Raw genomic sequence first — 18,739 nt, forward strand, 5'->3', positions numbered from 1 at the left:
CCAGCGCCGGTGCGCGGGCGGGGGCAGAGTCGGTGGCCGGCGGCGGATCATCCCCGGTCCGCCCGCTTCCCCGATGCGAGGAACGGCTCTTCCCGTGCACAAGGTCACCGATCTCAAGGTCCTCTACTTCGGCACCCCGGTGGTGCTGATCGGCTCGCGCAACGAGGACGGCAGCGCCAATCTGGCGCCGATGTCCTCGGCCTGGTGGCTGGGCCAGTCGTGCGTGCTGGGTCTGGGCAACAGTTCCCAGACCTCCGCCAACCTGCGGCGCGAGGGCGAGTGCGTGCTCAACCTGCCCTGCGCGGCGCAGGTGGACGCCGTCGACGCCCTCGCGCTGCTGACCGCCAGTGCGCACATCGCCGAGTACCGGCGTGAGCAGGGCTACCGCCACGAGCGGGACAAGTTCGGTGCGGCCGGGCTGAGTGAGCTGCCCGGCGAGCTGGTGCGGGCGCCGCGGGCGGCCGAGTGCCCGGTGCAGTTGGAGTGCCGGGTGGAGGCGGCCACGGCGCTGGCGGGCAACCCGGGGTGCACCGCGTTCGAGGTCACCGTGGTGCGCGCCCATGTGGAGGAGCGCCTGATCGTGCCGGGCAGCGACCACTACGTGGATCCGCTCGGGTGGGACCCGCTGATCATGAAGTTCTGCGAGTTCTTCGGCGAGGGCCGGCGGCTGAGCCCCTCGCGGCTGGCCGAGGGCTGGCGGATGCCGGGCAGGCTGCCGGCCACCGTGTGAGGGCCGGGGCCCGCCCCCGGTGCTCAGGGCGCGATCGTCGCCCCGCAGGAGTCGCACACCCGGGTCGCCGGGAGTTCCAGGAAGCAGGTGGGGCAGATCGCCGGCGGGCGCGGCGCGGGCGCTGTGGCGGCGGCCTTGCGGGTGACCGTGGTCTTCAGCCGCGGGGCCAGGGCCGGGATGCCGCCGTCGGCGGGCAGGTCGGCGCCGAAGTGGCGGTAGCAGGCCAGCCGGGCGGCGGCGGCGTGCTGTTCGCGGTCCATCTCGTCCGCGATCGGGGGCTGTCCGGCCACCGCCAGCACGTCCTGGTAGCCCGCGCCGACCATGCCGTCGGTGGCGTGCACGACCAGGGCGGTCAGCGGCGGGTCGCCGCGCCGGTGGGCCTCGCGCACCACCAGGGCCAGTACCTTGCCGATCCAGTGCCGCTGGTTGACGCTGGTGCGCACCCCGGAGGCCTGCTGGACGGCCTCGGCCAGTTCGGCGTAGGTGATCACCGCGTGGTAGCGGCGTGCCACGTCCACCAGGGCCGGGTAGGCCGCCCTGGTCCACACGATGTGTGCCTGGCTGACGGCGACGGCCGAGCCGTCCGAGTCCCGCCAGTAGCCGCGCTGGTGCTGCGTCATCCGTCCGCCCCTGTTCCGTCCTGCCTGTCGGCCCCCGCCGGGAGCGAGGCTACCTGGCGCGGGTGCCGGTCTTCCTGCCGGGGGCGGGCGGGGCGGGCTTGACTTCACGTGCTGTTGAAGGCGTTCCCCGGGTGCCGGCCGCGGCCGTACGGGCTTTCGCGGTCGGTGCCCCGCCCGTACGGGAGCGGACCGGGGCCGGGGCCGCCTCCTTCGCGATCGTGCCGTGGGCGGTCCCGGCTCCTGTGCGCCGGGTTTCACCGCGGCGCCGGGACGAGGCGTTCGCGGCGCGGTGTGCGTCCGCCGTCGCCGGGCGGACCCTTCACAGATGTCGTGGTCATGCCGGGCGTCCTGCCAAGGGCGGGCAAAGCGCGGGCGGTGGGGGGGCGGGGGGGGCCGGGCCCCCCCCCCCCCCCCGGGGGGGGGGGCGGGGGGGCGGGGGGGGGGGGGCCCGGGCCCCCCCCGGCCGGCGCCCCCCCCCCCCCGCGCCCGGCCCGCGGGGGGGGGGCCCCCCCCCCCGGGGTGGGGGGGGGGGGGGGGGGCCCCCCCGGGGGGCGCCCCGGGGGGGGGGGGGGCGGGGGGGGGGGCCCCCCCCCCCCCCCGCCGTCCCGGGGCCGGGAAAGTGTGGCCTACCTCACGGCGGCTCGGCGTCGTCCCCGGGCGGCGCGGCGCCCCGGCGGCGGGGTGGGGTCGGCGTTCCAGGCGGCGACGGGGTTGCCGAGCCAGCGGGTGGCGCCGGGGACGTTCTCGCCGCGCATGACCAGCGAGGCGGGGCCGACCGTGGTGGTGTCGCCGAGGGAGGAGTTGAGCAGCACGATCGAGTGCGGCCCGGTGGTGGAGCCGGGGCCCAGGTGGACCGGGCCCAGGCGCATCACCCGGTCGTGGAACAGGTGGGTCTGCAGCACGGTGCCGCGGTTGACGCTGGCGCCCGCCCCGACGGTGACCAGGTCGCTCTCGGGCAGCCAGTGGGTCTCGCACCACACGCCGCGCCCGATCTTGGCGCCGAGGCTGCGCAGCCACAGGTTCAGGTACGGGGTGCCGGTCATGGCGCCGCCGCCGAAGGGCATGGCGAGTTCCTCGACGAAGGTGTCGTAGAGCTCGTTGCGCCAGACGAAGGACGACCACAGCGGGTGCTCCCCGACCCGGAAGCGTCCCACCAGCAGCCACTTGGCGAGGGTGGCGATGGCGCAGGCGGCGACGGCGGCGGCGACCAGCACCGGGCCGGCCGTGGCCAGGGCGACGCCGAGGCCGTAGCCGTTGCGGGTCGCCTGGAGGGCGGCGAAGACCAGGTCGGCGAGCAGGGCGGCGACGATGACCGGGACGAGCCGGCAGACCTCGACGCCGGCGCGTGCCCACATCAGGCGCTTGGGCGGGTCGTAGGTGCGGTTCTCGCCGCCGGCTTCGGCCACCCGGGGCAGGGCGAAGGCGGGCCGGCCCAGCCACGAGGAGCCCTCGGGGGCGTGGGCGGGGGTGTCGGAGAGCACGCCGACCAGGGAGTTGTCGGGCAGGGTGCGGCCGGGGCCGACGATGCCGGAGTTGCCGACGAAGGAGCGGCGTCCGACGTGGGCGCGGCCCAGGTGCAGCCAGCCGCCGCGCAGCTCGTAGGGCGCCACGAGGGTGTCGTCGGCGAGGAAGGCGCCGTCGTCGACCCGCATCAGGCCGGGCAGGGCGAGCACGGTGGAGGCCTCCACCCGGTGGCCGATCCTCGCGCCGAGCAGGCGCAGCCACACCGGGGTGAAGAGGCTGGCGTACAAGGGGAACAGGGTGCGCCGGGCGCTGTCGCTCAGGCCGCACACGGCCCAGGCGCAGAACGCGACGGGGCCGGTGGCGGGGTGGAAGCCGGGGCGCAGTGGCAGGGAGAACAGGCGGATCAGCAGGGCTATCAGCGTGGCGTGGCACAGGAGGGTCAGTACGGCCAGCGGCACGGTCAGGGGCAGGAGCTGGAGCAGGGCCGCGCCGAGGGTGTGGTCGTTGTCGACCATCGGGTAGACGAGGAACAGGGCGGGCAGGGCGGAGATGACGGGGATGAGGCCGAAGAGGGCGAAGCCGAGGCCGTAGGCGGCGTTCCAGGCCCGGGTGGTGCGGGGCGGGCCGGCGGGCCAGGGGGTGCGGGTCCGGGCTTCGGTGCAGGGGCGGGCCGGGGAGCCGTGCCAGTGTTCGCCGGGTGGCACGGTCGCGGTGACGCAGGTGCCGGGGGCGATCTCGGCGCCTGCGCCGATGCGGGCCCCGGGCATCAGGGTGGCGCGGTGGCCGATGCTGGCGCCTTCGCCGATGTCGATGCGGCCGAGGTGGAGGGTGTCTGCGTCGAGCCACCAGCCGGCGATGTCGACCTCGGGTTCGAGGCAGGCGCCGGCGCCGATGCGGGCCAGTCCGGTGACGGGGGGCGCGGTGTGCAGTTGGACGCCGCGGCCGATGCGGCAGCCGAGCATCCGGGCGTAGCGCGGGGCCCAGGGGGTGCCGTTGAGGGAGGCGGTGGCGAACATGGCGGTGTAGCGTTCGGCGGCCCACAGTCGCAGGTGGACGTGGCCGCCGCGCGGGTGGCTGCCGGGGCGGATGCCGGCGGTGATCAGGCGGGCGCCGCCGGCGGCGAGCAGGGTGCGGCCGGGGGCGCTGTAGAAGAGGGCCGCGCCCGCGGCGACGGGCCACCAGGAGGTGTGGGGGGCCCACGGCAGGTGGGTGCCCAGCAGGTTGTCGACGGCGATCAGGACGATCATCCAGCGCAGTCCGGCGAGGGCGAACAGGGCGAGCAGCATGAGGGTCTGCCACAAGGCGGCGCTGCGCGGGGTGGGGCGCACCGGTCGTACGGGCCCGGCGGTCGCGGCGGCTTGCGGCCCTGGCTCGGCCGCGGCCCGGGGGTTTGGGGCGAGGGAGTCGAGGTAGTGGGCGAGGTCGCCGAGTACGGGGTGGGCGTAGAGGTCGGCGACGGAGACGCCGCTGTGGCGGGTGCGCAGTTCGGAGACCAGGCGGGCGGCGGTGAGGCTGGAGCCGCCGAGGGCGAAGAAGTCGTCGCTGCTGCGGGGGGCCGTGCCGAGCAGGCGTTCCCACTGGCCGGCGAGCCAGCCGGCGGTGGCGTCCAGTTCCTCGGCGGGGCCGTCGGTGGTGGTGCCGGTGGTGGCCAGTGGCCAGGGCAGGGCGCCTCGGTCGACCTTGCCGGAGGTCTTGGTGGGCAGGGAGTCGACGACGGCCAGGACGGGCACCAGGGGTGCGGGCAGGCGCTCCAGCAGGTGCTGGCGGGCGGTGGCGAGGTCGGGGCTGGTGCCGGGTCGGGCGACCAGGTAGCCGACCAGCAGGTCGGCGCCGGCGGGGGTCTTGCGCACGGCGGCGGCGGCGGCCCGTACGTGGGGCAGGGCCTGGAGGGCGGCGTCGATCTCGCCGAGTTCGATGCGCCGGCCGCCGAGTTTGATCTGGTCGTCGGCGCGGCCGAGGAAGACCAGGCCCTCGGGGTCGTTGCGGACCAGGTCGCCGCTGCGGTAGACGCGCGGGGAGGCGAGGGCGGGGTGGGGGCTGTACTTCTCGGCGTCCTTGGCGGGGTCGAGGTAGCGGGCGGTGCCGATGCCGCTGATCAGCAGTTCGCCGCTCTCGTACCAGGGCACGGGGTTGCCGGCCTGGTCGACGACGGCGATCTCCCAGCCGTCCAGCGGGGCGCCGATGCGCACCGGCTGGCCGGGCAGCATCCGGGCGGCGGTGGCCACCACGGTGGTCTCGGTGGGGCCGTAGGTGTTCCAGAACTCGCGGCCGGGCACGGCCAGGCGCTCGACCAGTTCGGCCGGGCAGGCCTCGCCGCCGACGATGATCAGGCGCACCTGGTCCAGGCACTCCTGCGGCCACAGGGCGAGCAGGGTGGGGACGGTGGAGATCGCGGTGATGCGGCGCTCGACCAGCCAGGGGCCGAGGTCGGTGCCGGCCTTGACCAGGGAGCGGGGGGCGGGGACCAGGCAGGCGCCGTGGCGCCAGGCCAGCCACATCTCCTCGCAGGAGGCGTCGAAGGCCACCGACAGGCCCGCCAGGACCCGGTCGCCGGGGCCCAGCGGCCGGGAGCGCAGGAAGATGCGGGCCTCGGCGTCGACGAACGCGGCGGCGCTGCGGTGGGTGACGGCCACGCCCTTGGGGCGGCCGGTGGTGCCGGAGGTGAAGATGATCCACGCGTCGTCGGCCGGGCTCGGCCAGGCGGGGCGGCCCGAGGGGCGGGCGCCGGGGCCGGCGAAGAGGCGGCGTTCGGCGCCCAGGACCGCGCAGACCTGGGCGTCCTGCCAGATCATCTCGGCGCGTTCGTCGGGGTCGTCGGCGTCCACCGGCACGTAGGCGGCGCCGCAGCGCAGTACGGCCAGGATGCAGACGTACAGGTCGGCGGTGCCGGAGGGGATGCGTACCCCCACCCGGTCGCCGGTGCCGATGCCGTGGCCGGCCAGGACGCCGGCGAGGGCGTCGACCTCCTGCATCAGGGTGCGGTAGTCCAGGACGGTGTCGCCGGTGTCGAGCGCGGGTGCGTGGGGGTGCGCGTCGGCCGTGGTGGCGATGACGTCGAGCAGGCTTCGTGGGTGGGCGGCCTGGGCCACCGGCCAGCCCGCGGCCGGCCCGGGATGGGGGCGGTGCAGCGTGCCTGGGCCGGCCGTGTCGTGGCGTGCGTCCATGGGGGTGGGTTCCTCGGCTCCGTTTTTCCTGGGGGCGCGTATCGCTTGCTACGGACGGTGACGGTGTTGTCACCTGGTGGGACGCGCCCACTCACCATGACTCCACTGGGAGTCGGCTGGATGCAGCGAAGGTGCGGTCAAAGGGAATTCTCATCATCGATGCCGTAGGGGCCGGCAGCGATGCGATTCGAATGTCGTTTCGATGTTTTTCGAACGTTTTCGCTGGTGAAGCGTAATCGGCACGAGCCTGGGGGCCGTGACGGCAGAGGGAAGATTGATGGACACCATGGCGTCCGGAACGGTACCGGTAGTGAGGGGCCGGCTACCGAATCGGGGGGGGTTGGTCGGATCATCGTCCCGTTCACGTCGGTCGCACGTTTGTGTGAGACTCTGCCGCCGTCTTTTTCCGTGCGGATGTTTCCTGTGAATACGGTGTGGACCACAGCGGCCCCTTCCGGCCGCGATGACGGGAAAGCACCGGGCGCTCCGACCGGCGGAGCGCCCGGTGAGCCGCTCGTCTGGTACGCGGCCTACGGATCCAACCTGCACGCCGCGCGCTTCGCCTGCTACCTGTACGGGGGCCGTCCGGACGGCGGAGCCCGCCACTGCCCGGGCTGCCGCGACCCCCGGCCGCCGCGGCGCGAGGCCGTGCTGACGCTGCCCGGCACCCTCTACTTCGCCGGGCGATCGCGGACCTGGGGCGGCGCGATCGCCTTCTACGACCCGGCCTCACCCGGACGGGTGCCCTGCCGCGCCTACCTGGTCACCCGCGGCCAGTTCGGCGACCTCGCCGCCCAGGAGATGCACCGCTGCCCCGGCACCGACCTCGACCTCACCCGGGTCCTGGCCACCGGGCGCGAGCGGCTCGGCCCCGGCCGCTACGAGACCCTGCTGCGCGTGGGAGCGATCGGGGGGCGCCCGGTGCTCACCCTCACCTCCCCCACCGGCCTGGCCGGCGCCGACCTCAGCGCCCCCACCCCCGCCTACCTGCGCACCCTGGCCGCGGGCCTGGCCGAGTCCCACCACTGGGGCCCCTGGCGCAGCGCCGGCTACCTCGCCACCCGCCCCGGCGCGGCCGGGCACTGGCGGGTGGGGGCGGTGGCGGCCCTGTTGACCTGAACGGGCGACGGCCACACGTGCCGCAGGCTCACGCGCCCACCCCGGCAAGGCGGCAGTCACCGCCCGCGCGGGGGCACAGCCGGGCGCGGGCCAAGGCACGGGACGAGCGGGGCGGCGAGGAGGGACCGGCGACGGCGCGCCGCACGAAGGTGGCCTTGCGGCCGCCGCCGAAGTCCGCCACCGGCTGGTGCGACGGCCCGAAGCGGTGGCCGTCGCGCCCCCGATCACCACCGTCCCCGCCCCACCGGGCGAGAGGCCGAAGGAGGACCCCGCCGGCCAGGGCGACCACGGCCCGCGGGTGACCACGGCCCACGGGTGAGGCCCTGGAGCCGGCCCGAGGAGACGACCACCGCGCCGCCGCCCGCGCCGCGGCCGATCCCGGCCGGGCACACCCGCAGGCCGTCGCCCCCGCCCCACCACGGCCGCGCACGCGCGGGGGCGGTCGTCGCTGTCGGGCACGGCCATGTCGGCGCGCGAGGGGACCGGAACAACCGTCCCGGTACGCGCCGGGCTCGGACAGCTCATCCACGGTCCACCGCACCGACCGCGGGGCGGGCTCGGAGAGCACCGCCGCGTTCACCGTCGACACCGGCCGCGGCCACCCCCGGGCCGGCGCCCCGTGCAGGCCGCCGCCCCCGCGCCGGCACTACCGCCGCGCCCGCGCGCCGTGCCCCCCCCTGCCCCGCGCCCTTGCCCCTGCCCCTGCCCCGCGCCCTTGCCCCTGCCCCTGCCCCTGTCGCTGTCGCTGTCGCTGTCGCGCCGATGGCCACCGGGACGGGAGGGGAACGCGACAGCCTCGTACCCAAGGGGCGTTGGCGCCGGCGCGGTGCCGCTTCGCCCGGGCGGTCAGTTGAGGTAGGACTCCGGGCCCAGGCGCCCCCACAGCACGAACGCGGCCAGCAGGACGTAGAGGACGTCCACGGCCACCAGCGCGTACTCCCGGCGCCGCAGGCGCACCGCCGCCGCCCCGGCCATCAGCAGCACCAGCCCGAACGCGGCCAGCGGCACGAACAGCCGCGCGACGCCGAGCACGGCGGGCAGCACCAGCCCGGCGGCGGCCAGCACCTCGACGGCGCCGATCGCCTTCACCCCCGCGGCGCTGAAGTCCTCGACCCAGCGCCCGCTGCGCCCGGCCGCGGCGATCCTCTCCTTCGGCACGAGCACCTTGAAGAAGCCGCCGAGCAGGTAGGCGGCGGCCAGCAGGGCGGTGACGGTCCACAGTGCGAGGTTCACGGCTTTTCTCCTTGCAGGCGGGGCGGTTCAGCAAGCGGGGTTCACGGGGCAGGGCGTCCAAGGGTGGCGGGTTCACAGGGCGGGGTGCTGTCCGCTCCGGTAGCCGCCGGCGCCCTGGCGGGTGAGGACGTTGCCCCGGTTGAAGGCGTTGATCACCGCGATCAGGCCCACCAGGGCGGCGAGCTGCTCCTCGTCGTAGTGCGCGGCGGCCTTCTCCCACACCTCGTCGCTCACCCCGCCCGCCGCGTCCGCGAGCCGGGTGCCCTCCTCGGCCAGCTCCAGGGCGGCCCGCTCGGCGTCGGTGAAGACGGTGGCCTCGCGCCAGGCCGCCACCAGGTTCAGCCGGGCCGCCTCCTCGCCCGCGTGCACGGCGTCCTTGAAGTGCATGTCGACGCAGTACCCGCAGCCGTTGATCTGGCTGGCCCGCAGCTTGACCAGTTCCTGGACGGCGAGCGGCAGGCTCGACTCCAGCAGGATCCGGTTGGCGGCGATCAGCTGCTTGAAGACCTTGCCCATGACCGGGCTGGCGAAAGGGTTCAGGCGGGCTTCCATCATGTTCTCCTCGGTACCTTGTCCGCTGGTGCCCTCTGGGACAGGGCAGCCGGGCCGCCTGTGACAGGTGTGCCGGTGTGACGCGCGCCACCCGCCGGGGGGCGCCGGAAGGGACGGGGTTCCATGGCGGGGTCGGCAGATGTGGCGGACGCGGCGGACGCGGCGGCGGGGTACCGGCCGCTGCTGTTCTCCATCGCCTACGGCATGACGGGTTCGGTCGGCGACGCCGAGGACCTCGTCCAGGACACCTTCCTCAACCTGACCCGCGCCGAGCAGGCGGGCACCACGATCACCAACCTCAAGGCGTACCTGACCACTTCGGTCACCCGGCTGGGCATCAACCACCTCGGCTCGGCGCGGATGCGCCGCGAGACCTACGTCGGCGAGTGGCTGCCCGAGCCCGTCGTCGCCTTCGCCGACCGCCCCGGCGACGCCCCGGCCGAGCACGCCGAGCTCGCCGACTGCCTGTCGATGGCGTTCCTGGTGATGCTGGAGACCCTCTCCCCCGTGGAGCGGGCGGTGTTCCTGCTGCGCGAGGCCTTCGGCTACGACTACCCGCAGGTCGCGGAGCTGACCGGAAAGTCCGAGGCGAACTGCCGTCAGATCCTCACCCGCGCCAGGAAGCACCTGTCCGCATCCGGCACCCCCACCCCGCCGCCGCCCCCGGCCCGGCGGGCGCAAAGCGACGAACTGGCCCGCCGCTTCTTCGAGGTGGCCGCGGGCGGGGACCTGGAGCGGCTGCTCGGCATGCTCGCCCCCGAGATCGTCCTGCACGGCGACGGCGGCGGCAAGGCCCGGGCGATCGGCCGCCGCGTCACCGACCCGCGCCAGGTCGCCACGCTGCTCACCGGCGCCGTGCGCCGGATCACCGAACTCGGCGCGCGCCTGGTGCCGGCCCGGGTCAACGCCCGCCCGGGCATGGTCGCCTACGACGGCCGGGGACGGGTGCTCAACGTGATCGCACTCGACGTCACCCAGGACGGCACGGTGCGCGAGATCCACGCCGTGACCAACCCCGACAAACTCGGCCACCTGGGCGAGGTGTCCGACCTCGGCCTGCGCAGGACCCGGCAACGCCAGGGGCGGTAGGCCTTCCCTTCGGGTGAACCGCAGCCCCCGCCCGTCGGCGGCGGGACCGGCCGGGTACCCGTCACCGGGAGTCACCGAGGAACCGCGTCGAAGCGCTCTCCGGGGCTCCCGGTGATCAACCCCCGCCGTCAGGAGGTCTCCCTCATGCCCATGCGCTTTCGCCCGCGCGCGACCCTCGCCGTCACCGCCGGCGCCCTGGCCCTGTCCTTCGCCGGCGTCCCGACCGCCTCGGTGGCGCCGGGCGTCGGGACCACGGAGAACGACGACCGGTTCACCTCCGTGCGGGACCTGGAGGCCGGCCGGTGCCACCGAGGCCTCGGGGCCGACACCGCGACCGCCAACCGGACCATCGCCCCCATCCCGCTCCCGCCCGGCGGCAACTGCACGACAAAAACCCTCAACCCCCTAAGCCCGGGCGAGTCCCGCCCGGACGAGAACGCCGCCGGCTTCCCGGCCCCGGACTGACCCCGGGCCCCGCACCCGCCCCGCACCCGCCCCGCGGCCCGGATACCGCAGAGCGGACGCGAAGCCCGCTCCCCTAGACTCCCCGTCCTGATCAACCGCACGTCGGAACGGGGACAGCATGAGCATCCGTCACCTCAACACCGCCGCACGCGCCATCGGCCGCCGCAACACCCTGCGCTACCTGGCGATCGGCGCAGGCTCCGCCCTGGCCGCCGCCTGCTCCAGCAGCACCGCGACGAGCAGCACAAGCAGCACAAGCAGCACGAGCGGCACGAACGGCACGAGCGGCACGAACGGCACGAGCGGCACGAACGGTGACGGCGGGCAGGCCGCCCCCTCCGGCGCCACCACCGGTGCCCCCTCCGGCGCCGCGAAGCCCACCGTCGCCGACCGCGCCTTCGACGCGTTCGTACGCGGCAGCTGGAACCTGACGTCCACCAGCTCCCACGGCAAGCCCCTGGCCGGCAAGGTCGACGTCCAGACCGACGGCGGCGGCAACGGCGGCTGGACGATCACCTGGCAGGGCCTGAGCGGCAAGGCGGGCACCTGGCGCGGCAACTTCCTGCTGCGCGGCGGCCACCTGTCACTGAACATCGTCGACGGCCCCGCCACGCTGCCCCGGGACCACGCCCCCCAGGCCCTCAACGTCCCCGCCACGGTGGGCGGCAGCGTCCAACTCACCCTGCCCTGGCAGCCGCCCGGCTCCACCGACAGCAGCGGCGAGAACCTCGCGGTCACCTACGACGGCACCACGCTGACCATCGTCCACACCGCCGGCAGCAGCAGGACCACCCACACCTGCACCCGCGCCTGACAGGCCGCAGCCGCCGCCCCTGCCACCCGACGACGCGGGCGGCACTGCCCAGCGCCTCCAGGTTCCAGGTGATGACCCGCCGGGGATGGACACGGATGATGTCGTTACTGAAGCGCCCGGGCGCCACCGGCGCCACCTCGACGCTCAGCACCTCGGCCCGGCCCCTGATCTCCACACCGCGCCCCCACCCGGCCGCGACCGGATCGCCGGCCGGAGCCATGTCGTCCACCAGCACGGACACGTCGGGCCGGGCCTGGGCGTTGCGGTACTTCTGGCTACGGGCCATCGCGGGCCCTCCGATGTCGATGGTGCCGTCGTCGTTGAGCCGAAAGCCCACCGGGCGCACCTGGGGGCTGCCGTCGGGGCCGGTGGTGGCCAGCCGGGCCAGCGGCTGGCCAGCGAGGTAGCGGCGTTCCGTCTCGGTGAAGTTCACACGGCCGACGGTAGAAGCTCAAGTGCGGTCGAGGTCAAGGCCACCGAGGAAACGGCCGCCGGCTTGCGCCGTCACGGCCGCCGGGCCCCGACCCGGTCAGGACGTCAGCTCGGCCGCGCTCTCGCAACCCTCCCCGTTCGGCCACCACCCGAAGGACGCCGCACACCGAAGCGGCCCGCCCCCCGGGGTGAGACGCCCGCGAACGCGCGCAAGGAACCGGCATCCCACCCGGCGCCGCGGCCGGAAGCCGTCGGGTTCAAACCCGCGGTCGAGTGTGCCGGCAAGGACCCGCTCCCCGGCCGGTCCGCAACCGTCAACGGGCCTGCAGGGGCGGGCACCGGGCGAGCAGGGCGAGGACATCGCGCCACACCCGCCACACCCGCCAGGCGTGCCAGGCGTGCCGGGGTGGCAGCCGACGCCGGGGACGAGCGGCTGGTCGACGGACGAGTGATGGGCGACACCAGGGGTGGTGGGCGACACCGGGGACGGGCGGCTGGTCGACGGGCGAGTGGCGGGCGACACCGGGGACGGGCGACTGGTCGACGGGCGAGTGGCGGGCGACACCGGGGACCGCCGTAGACGCTCAGCTGCCAGTCGATGCCGGCAGCCCTCACCTCGGCGGCGAAGCGTCCCGCCGGGCCGCGCCGGCATGGCCGGGTCCTGCGGTCCGGCACCGGCCCGCACCGGGCAGCGGATGTTCGTGCCGGCCGCCTTCACGTCGTGCACCCGGCCCTGGCCCAGGGCCGGTGTTCGCGGTCGGCGCAGCGGCACGGAACGGGACGGGCCCTGGGGCGAGACGGGCCCTTGGGGGCGGGACGGGCCCTTGGGGGCGGGACGGGCCCTTGGGGGCGGGACGGGCCCTTGGGGGCGGGACGGGCCCTTGGGGGCGGGACGGGCCCTTGGGGGCGGGACGGGCCCTGGGGGCGGGTCAGAAGACGAAGTAGCTGGCCCCGAAGGTGGTGGCGGACCGGCCGGGTTCCACCTCGGCGGTCACCGGGCCCTGGCAGTTCGCCGCGGCGTGCACCAGGACCACGGTGTTCGTGCGGTTGTGGACGGTGACCGGCGAGGAGGTCGGGTAGCAGCCGCGCTGCGGGTTCTGGTGGGGGACGCCGTTCACCACCAGCAGCCCGGTGGCCGCCTCGGCGGGTGCGGTGAGCGCGAACGTTCCGGCGGCGGCCAGCATGACGGCCCCGATGATCTGACGACGCATGGGATTTCCTCCCTCTTCGGGGGGCGGCACCGCGACGGGGTGGCGGTGTCCGTGCGCAGGATCGTGTCGGCGGCCGGCCGGATACCGCAATCCCCCGAACTGGCGACGCGATGCGGGAAGTTGAGCGCCGTCGCGGTCCGGGGAGGTCCCGGTGGCGGGCGGCCCGGGGCCCCGGCTACGGTCGCTCTATGGCTGACGAGTGCTTCGGGCATCCGCGGCTCGCCGCGCTCTACGACACGCTCGAGGCCGAACGCGGCGATCTGGACGCCTACCTGCGGCTGGCGGCCGGGCTGGGGGCGCGCCGGGTGCTGGACATCGGCTGCGGCACCGGGGTGTTCGCGCTGCTGCTGGCCGGGCGCGGGGTGCAGGTGGTGGGGGTGGATCCGGCCGCGGCGTCGATCGAGGTGGCCCGGGCCAAGCCGGGCGCCGAGCGGGTGCGCTGGATCCACTCGGACGCGAGGAGCCTGCCGCCGCTGCGGGTGGACCTGGTGACGATGACCGCGAACGTCGCCCAGGCGATCACCGGTGCGCGGGCCTGGCGGCACACGCTGCGCGGCGCCCGCGGGGCGCTGCGCCCCGGCGGGCACCTGGTGTTCGAGACCCGTGATCCGGCCGCGCGGGCCTGGGAGGGGTGGACGCGTGAGCGCACCCACCGGGTGACGCGGGTACCGGGGGCCGGTGCGGTGGAGAGCTGGGTGGAGCTGACCGGGGTGCGCTGGCCGTGGGTGACCTTCCGCTGGACGTACGTCTTCGGTGTGGACGGGCAGGTGCTGACCTCGGATTCGACGCTGCGCTTTCGCGGGCGGGAGGAGGTCGAGGAGGACCTGGCGGCCGAGGGCCTGCGGCTGGAGGAGGTGCGCGGGGCCGTGGACCGGCCGGGGAAGGAACTGGTCTTCCTGGCCCGGCGCCCGTGACCGCGGCACCGCTCCCGGGGGTGGTCCCGGCAGGCCTTCCGGACCTGTTACCGGATCCCGCGCGACGGCTACCTCCCCCTCGTCACCGCGGCCAACGCCTGCCGCAAGGCCCCCCGTGGAACAGTGGCCCCGCAAGGCGCGAGCAGTGGCCCCGCAGGCGAGTAGTGGCCCCGCAGGGCGCGAAGGCGGCCGGGCCGGCTTCCCGCGCCCCGGCGTGCCCCGGCGGGCGGTGGTGCGTTGCCTGACTCCCCGTCGATCGTTGAGCGTTGCACAAACGGATCCGCGGAGCCTCAACGGAAAGCCACCCCCTTGCCCGTTCGTTCCCGGCGCGCGGCGCCGGCCGCAGCCGCCCTCGCGTCCCTGCTCCTGTTCCTCCTGCCCGCCGCCGCCCGCGCGGCCACGGGCCCGCCGCCGGCGTACACGCTGCGCAACGCCCGTACCGGCACCTGCCTGCACCACACCTTCGGCACCGAGCAGCTGCGGCTGGAACCGTGCCAGGCGGCGCCCGAGCAGCGCTGGGAGCTGCGGCCCCAGGGCGCCTGGACCAACGTCGCCGCGTTCGACCCGCGCAAGGGCACCGTGGGCTGCGTGGCCATCGGCGACAACTGGAACGTGCGCTACGGACAGTGCCGCGCCACCGAGTCCGCGTGGAGCCTGACGGGCGGCGGCCGCTCCCGGGTCCGGTCGGGATCGGACCTCAACGACAACGACCTCTACCTGACGCAGACCCGGGCGGGGACGGTCGGCGCCCAGCCCGGCGGCACCACCCCGTCCGCGGACTGGATCGTCACCGAGGTCCCCTGACCGGCCGCCCCCCGGGGCCCAGAACGTGAACTTCCCTCCCGCGCGGTGCTCCGACGAGTGAACCGCGGCATCACCGGAGCCGGAGAAGGAAAGCGACCCGACCACGGGATCCCTTCCACCACCACCTTTCCCCCTGCCCTTCGAGCCCCGCCTCAACCCCCACGTCGACCGGGCCCGCACCCACGCCGCGCAGTGGGCCCGGCACACAGGCGTGCCCGACGAGCAGTACGCGCAGTGGCCACAGCGCCACAGCGAGAAGAAGTACACCGGGGCCGGCACCGTCGACACGACCCGTGGCCCGGACACCCTCGCCGCGCACGCCTTCGGCAAAACCGGAGCGCTCCGGGACCGGCCCCAGCCCTTCGAGCCCCGCCTCAACCCCCACGTCGACCGGGCCCGCACCCACGCCGCGCAGTGGGCCCGGCACACAGGCGTGCCCGACGAGCAGTACGCGCAGTGGCCACAGCGCCACAGCGAGAAGAAGTACACCGGGGCCGGCACCGTCGACACGACCCGTGGCCCGGACACCCTCGCCGCGCACGCCTTCGGCAAAACCGGAGCGCTCCGGAACCGGCCCCAGCCCTGCCAACGGCTCCTCTTCCCGGCACCTGGCGGGTCGTCAGGCCACCCGGGACGCCGCCCCCGATCACGGACGCAGCACCCGCCCCCGGGGCCGCCGCGCCGGGCACGCCGGGCGGGCCGGGCGGGCCGGCTCAGCCGCGCACCCGCTTTCCCGCGCATGACCGAAACCGTTATGGAGAACACGACATGAAGATCTCCGTCCGTGGCGTCTCACTGGCCGCCACCCCGCTGCTGGCCGTGGTGCCGCCGCTCACCGGTGCCCCGGCCCCGGCCCGCCCGGTCTCCGCCGCGCCCGGCACCGACGCCACCTGCGTACTCAACGCCCATGGCGTCTTCGCCGACGCGCTCGATCCCGGCGGCGTCAACCTGCCCCTGCCCGACACCCCGGCCATGACCGGCACCGTCTCGTGCGTGGACGCCACCGGCGCGCCGCTGGCCACCGGCACGTTCGAGCGCACGGTCACCATGCCGGCCACCGAGTGCACCGGCGACGAACACGCGGACACCTCGACCACGACCGTCCACTGGGCCGATCCGAGCACCTCCGTCCTCCGGTTCGACCGGACGGAGGAGGTGAAGGCGAACGGCACCGCCTCCCCGGTCGTCTCCGGCGCCGTCAGCGCCGACAGCGCGCACTTCGCGGGCGAGGCCCTCACCGCGGTGGGCACCAGCTCGGGTGCCGGCTGCGGCACCCCGGCCGGCGAGAGCACCCTCGACTCCACCTCGTGCTGCGCCAGACCCACTGACCGGCACACCGCCTCGCACACCAGAAGGAAAGTCCCGACACGCCACAGTCCCGCACCGCCCCGCAGCCGGCCCCGGCCCGCCCTGCCGCCACCCCGAAAGGCCGCGTCTACGCGATGCTCGACACCGACGGGGACGGCGCCTCCTCCCGCCACGACTACTTCGTGCGCATCGAACGGACCCGACTGGCCACCGCGCGCGGCCACGACGACCCGCTGGTGGTCGCCGCCCGCACCACGGGCGAACACGCCTGGGCCGCGACGGACGCCGACGGCAACGGCGTGATGACCTCCGAGGACTACGTCGCCTGGGTGGACGCCGACAAGTTCGACAACGTCTGCCGCCACGCGCTGGGTACCCTGTTCGACCCCACCGACGCCGACCAGGACGGCGCCCTGGACCGCTCGCAGTTCACAGCGCCGCGCCGGGCCCTGGACAACCGGGCCGACAACGCCGACGCCGCGCTCGACGCCCCGCACGGCGACGGCGACGGGCGCGTGAGCCGCGCGCAGCACCTGACCTCGATCCGCGCGTACGTGACGGGCGACCACTCGCCCATAGGGGACGCCCTGCACCGACGGCCCTGAACTGATTCCCCGTCGGCCGTCCCCGGGCCAGGGCAGACACAGGGGGGTGGCGCCCGGGACGTGGACGCCCGCGAACCCGCCGGCGCGGCAGCGCGCTCACCGGTGCCGTGCCCCCGAGGGGGGCCGCCCGCGCGGCAGCGCGCTCACCGGTGCCGTGCCCCCCGAGGGGCCGGGACATGTGCGCGCCGCCGTCTCATACCGGGGTGGGTGACGGCGCCCTTTGCGACGTCTTCGGTGTCCGCGCGCCCCCGTGTCGTCGCCGCCGCGCGGGGGCCGGCGCCCGAAGGATCGGGCTGTGCGGCGGGGAGCGCATCCCCCGGTACCCCAGGCGGGCATTCCGTCCGGGGCAGGTTCGCCTGATCGGCTCAGCGGGGGGCGACGGCGTACGAAGACCTCCCTAGCGTTGGTCCTCGGGAGGGCAGTGGAGCGAAGTCCGGCCGGGACGAACCCCCGGTCCCGGGCCGCGACTCGCGTCGAACCCGCTACCGCGCTTCCACCGTGACCACGACCTGGTCCGTGTCGGAGGAGATGACGACCATGACCACCACACGCACCACCCCCACGCCCGCGTGCGTCCCCTCGAACGGGAACGGGAACCCGCGCCGTCGCCTTCGCGCAGCCCCCTGGCGCATCGGGCTCGCGGCGAGCGCCACGGCCCTGTCGCTGCTGCCGATCGCGCCGTCCGCCGACGCGGCGCCCTCCGCCCACCTGCCGTTGACGCAGATCCTGCGGGAGGCCGTGAACAGAGCACACCACGAGCACCCTGACGCGCAGTTCTACGGGGCCGACGCCGTCCTGCCGCGGCCCACGACCAATCCCCAGGACATCCGGGCCTGGATGATCCACTTCCGGACCAAGGACCCGGCGAAGTCCTTCGAGTACACGTACGCGACCAACGGGCAGTACCAGGGCAGGCAGTCGTGGAAGCCGCCCCTGGGACTCGGTGCCGTCTCCGCGTTCACCATGACCGAGAGCCAGGCCCACGAACTGGCCGCCAGGCACGGGCACACCGGCGCGTTCAAGGCCCTGTACCTCAACGAGCCCGTCGTACAGAGGCCGCACCCCACCTACTACTTCTGCATTCCCGGCGAGAACGCGACGGTGGCGGTGGACACGGTGACCCACACCGTCACCACACCCATCGGATGCCGGTGACCGCCGGCTGAACCGGTTGCGGCCGGTTGAGCGAAGGGCCCCGTACACGGTCCGCAGACCGCGTACGGGGCTCACCCGACGCCCTGTCAGGCACAGTCACAGACCGTCGAATTCGATCGTCGGTACGTCGAACGAGTCTGCGAGGACGTCATGAAGACACCGAACATGGCCGCTCAGCCCCGCCTGGTCCTGCTCACCGGCGCGGCCGGCCGGATCGGTACCCGCCTGCGGGAACTACTGCCCGCCTACGGGTACCGGCTGCGCTGTTTCGACCGTGTGCCGGTGCCCGGGGAAGCGGCGGCGGTCGTCGCCGACCTGAGCGACACCGCGGCGCTGACGGCGGCGACGCAGGGCGTCGACGCGGTGGTGCACATGGCCGGGATCGCGGGTGAGGCGCCGTTCGCCGACATCGCGGCCGCCAACATCGACGGCACCTACCGGCTCTTCGACGCCGCCCGGACGGCGGGGGTGCGCCGGATCGTCTACGCCAGCAGCAACCACGCGGTCGGCTTCACCGAGCGGCCCGCCGACGGCGCCGTCGTGCCGGTGGACACCCCACAGCGGCCCGACACCTACTACGGACTGTCCAAATGCTTCGGGGAGAACCTGGCCTCGCTGTACGCCGACCGACACGGACTGGACACGGTCTCGCTGCGCATCGGCTCCTTCGGCGACGAACCGCGCAGCATCCGGGCGCTGGGCACCTGGCTCAGCCCCGGCGACTGCGCCCGCCTCGTGCACGCCGCGCTCACCGCCCCGGTGACGGGCCATGCCGTGGTATACGGCGTCTCCGCCAACACCCGCGGCTGGTGGGACCTTTCGACAGCCCGGGCACTGGGCTACCAGCCGCAGGACGACGCCGAGGTCTACGCACAGGAACTGATCGCGAAACTGGGCGAACTACCCGCCGACGACCCCGAGTACCGCTACCTGGGCGGCCGATTCACCCACTGACCGAAAGGGGGCCGGCAGGCAGCGGCCAACAAGACAACCCGTCGGCGGGTGTTCAACCACCAGACAAATCCGACCACCAGACGAGTCCGACCACCAGGCCGGCGTG

Annotated in this window: 18 protein-coding genes; 11 read left to right on the forward strand and 7 right to left on the reverse strand. The window is 75.0% G+C overall.

Translation table 11 applies throughout. The features are described 5' to 3' along the window. Positions 1-94 precede the first annotated feature (94 nt). Positions 95-730, forward strand: coding sequence for a flavin reductase family protein (locus ACH4J0_RS00475; RefSeq protein WP_396235448.1), 636 nt, complete (start codon positions 95-97; stop codon positions 728-730). A gap of 23 nt (positions 731-753) precedes the next feature. Here ACH4J0_RS00475 and ACH4J0_RS00480 read toward each other — a convergent pair whose 3' ends face one another. Both ACH4J0_RS00480 and ACH4J0_RS00485 read right to left on the reverse strand, forming a co-directional pair. Next, positions 754-1,350: a hypothetical protein gene (locus tag ACH4J0_RS00480; RefSeq protein ID WP_396235449.1), complete on the reverse strand. Its 597-nt coding sequence runs from the start codon at positions 1,348-1,350 to the stop codon at positions 754-756. 626 nt (positions 1,351-1,976) lie between these two features. Next, positions 1,977-5,978, reverse strand: coding sequence for a Pls/PosA family non-ribosomal peptide synthetase (locus ACH4J0_RS00485; protein ID WP_396235450.1), 4,002 nt, complete (start codon positions 5,976-5,978; stop codon positions 1,977-1,979). 432 nt (positions 5,979-6,410) lie between these two features. Between ACH4J0_RS00485 and ACH4J0_RS00490 the strand changes: the two genes are divergently transcribed. Next, entirely contained in the window at positions 6,411-7,097 is a 687-nt protein-coding gene (locus ACH4J0_RS00490) for a histone deacetylase (RefSeq protein ID WP_396235451.1), read from the forward strand. A gap of 846 nt (positions 7,098-7,943) precedes the next feature. Here the strand turns inward: ACH4J0_RS00490 and ACH4J0_RS00495 are convergent. Together ACH4J0_RS00495 and ACH4J0_RS00500 are read right to left on the reverse strand one after the other, a co-directional pair. Further along, positions 7,944-8,330: a DoxX family protein gene (locus ACH4J0_RS00495; protein WP_396235452.1), complete on the reverse strand. Its 387-nt coding sequence runs from the start codon at positions 8,328-8,330 to the stop codon at positions 7,944-7,946. 72 nt (positions 8,331-8,402) lie between these two features. After that, complete coding sequence (locus ACH4J0_RS00500; protein WP_396235453.1) at positions 8,403-8,882, reverse strand: carboxymuconolactone decarboxylase family protein; 480 nt, start codon at positions 8,880-8,882, stop codon at positions 8,403-8,405. Between the two features lie 123 nt (positions 8,883-9,005). Between ACH4J0_RS00500 and sigJ the strand changes: the two genes are divergently transcribed. The 3 genes from sigJ to ACH4J0_RS00515 all read left to right on the forward strand — a co-directional run bounded on the left by sigJ (position 9,006) and on the right by ACH4J0_RS00515 (position 11,250). Further along, on the forward strand, positions 9,006-9,971 hold the full coding sequence (gene sigJ, locus ACH4J0_RS00505; protein ID WP_396235454.1) for an RNA polymerase sigma factor SigJ: 966 nt from the start codon (positions 9,006-9,008) through the stop codon (positions 9,969-9,971). A gap of 144 nt (positions 9,972-10,115) precedes the next feature. Then, a complete protein-coding gene (locus ACH4J0_RS00510; RefSeq protein ID WP_396235455.1) occupies positions 10,116-10,436 on the forward strand; it encodes a hypothetical protein in 321 nt (106 codons plus the stop codon). 118 nt (positions 10,437-10,554) lie between these two features. Continuing rightward, positions 10,555-11,250 (forward strand): hypothetical protein, encoded by a 696-nt coding sequence (locus ACH4J0_RS00515; RefSeq protein ID WP_396235456.1) that lies wholly within the window; start codon positions 10,555-10,557, stop codon positions 11,248-11,250. Here the strand turns inward: ACH4J0_RS00515 and ACH4J0_RS00520 are convergent. Both ACH4J0_RS00520 and ACH4J0_RS00525 read right to left on the reverse strand, forming a co-directional pair. Beyond that, positions 11,171-11,683 carry a PPOX class F420-dependent oxidoreductase gene (locus tag ACH4J0_RS00520; protein WP_396235457.1) on the reverse strand — a complete coding sequence of 171 codons (513 nt, stop codon included), beginning with the start codon at positions 11,681-11,683 and terminating at the stop codon, positions 11,171-11,173. The two genes, ACH4J0_RS00515 and ACH4J0_RS00520, sit on opposite strands and share 80 nt — an antisense overlap. A gap of 928 nt (positions 11,684-12,611) precedes the next feature. After that, complete coding sequence (locus ACH4J0_RS00525) at positions 12,612-12,893, reverse strand: hypothetical protein (protein ID WP_396235458.1); 282 nt, start codon at positions 12,891-12,893, stop codon at positions 12,612-12,614. Positions 12,894-13,081: 188 nt separating this feature from the next. On the opposite strand from ACH4J0_RS00525, the gene ACH4J0_RS00530 reads away from it, so the two are divergent. From ACH4J0_RS00530 to ACH4J0_RS00540, 3 genes are all read left to right on the forward strand, one after another. Next, positions 13,082-13,807, forward strand: a complete 726-nt coding sequence (locus ACH4J0_RS00530) for a class I SAM-dependent methyltransferase (protein ID WP_396235459.1) — start codon at positions 13,082-13,084, stop codon at positions 13,805-13,807. A 309-nt stretch (positions 13,808-14,116) separates the two neighbouring features. Further along, the gene (locus ACH4J0_RS00535; protein WP_396235460.1) at positions 14,117-14,611 is read left to right on the forward strand and encodes a hypothetical protein; all 495 of its coding nucleotides are present in this window, start codon (positions 14,117-14,119) and stop codon (positions 14,609-14,611) included. A 211-nt stretch (positions 14,612-14,822) separates the two neighbouring features. Further along, positions 14,823-15,383, forward strand: coding sequence for a hypothetical protein (locus tag ACH4J0_RS00540; RefSeq protein ID WP_396235461.1), 561 nt, complete (start codon positions 14,823-14,825; stop codon positions 15,381-15,383). Here the strand turns inward: ACH4J0_RS00540 and ACH4J0_RS00545 are convergent. Next, positions 15,364-15,936 (reverse strand): hypothetical protein, encoded by a 573-nt coding sequence (locus ACH4J0_RS00545; protein WP_396235462.1) that lies wholly within the window; start codon positions 15,934-15,936, stop codon positions 15,364-15,366. The genes ACH4J0_RS00540 and ACH4J0_RS00545 overlap by 20 nt on opposite strands. Before the next feature lie 117 nt (positions 15,937-16,053). Between ACH4J0_RS00545 and ACH4J0_RS00550 the strand changes: the two genes are divergently transcribed. From ACH4J0_RS00550 to ACH4J0_RS00560, 3 genes are all read left to right on the forward strand, one after another. Next, complete coding sequence (locus ACH4J0_RS00550) at positions 16,054-16,524, forward strand: EF-hand domain-containing protein (RefSeq protein ID WP_396235463.1); 471 nt, start codon at positions 16,054-16,056, stop codon at positions 16,522-16,524. Between the two features lie 537 nt (positions 16,525-17,061). Further along, entirely contained in the window at positions 17,062-17,679 is a 618-nt protein-coding gene (locus tag ACH4J0_RS00555; RefSeq protein WP_396235464.1) for a hypothetical protein, read from the forward strand. A gap of 150 nt (positions 17,680-17,829) precedes the next feature. Beyond that, on the forward strand, positions 17,830-18,633 hold the full coding sequence (locus ACH4J0_RS00560; RefSeq protein ID WP_396235465.1) for an NAD-dependent epimerase/dehydratase family protein: 804 nt from the start codon (positions 17,830-17,832) through the stop codon (positions 18,631-18,633). The last annotated feature ends 106 nt before the right edge of the window (positions 18,634-18,739 follow it).

The sequence above is a fragment of the Kitasatospora sp. NPDC017646 genome (assembly GCF_044329365.1).
Taxonomy (GTDB): domain Bacteria; phylum Actinomycetota; class Actinomycetes; order Streptomycetales; family Streptomycetaceae; genus Kitasatospora.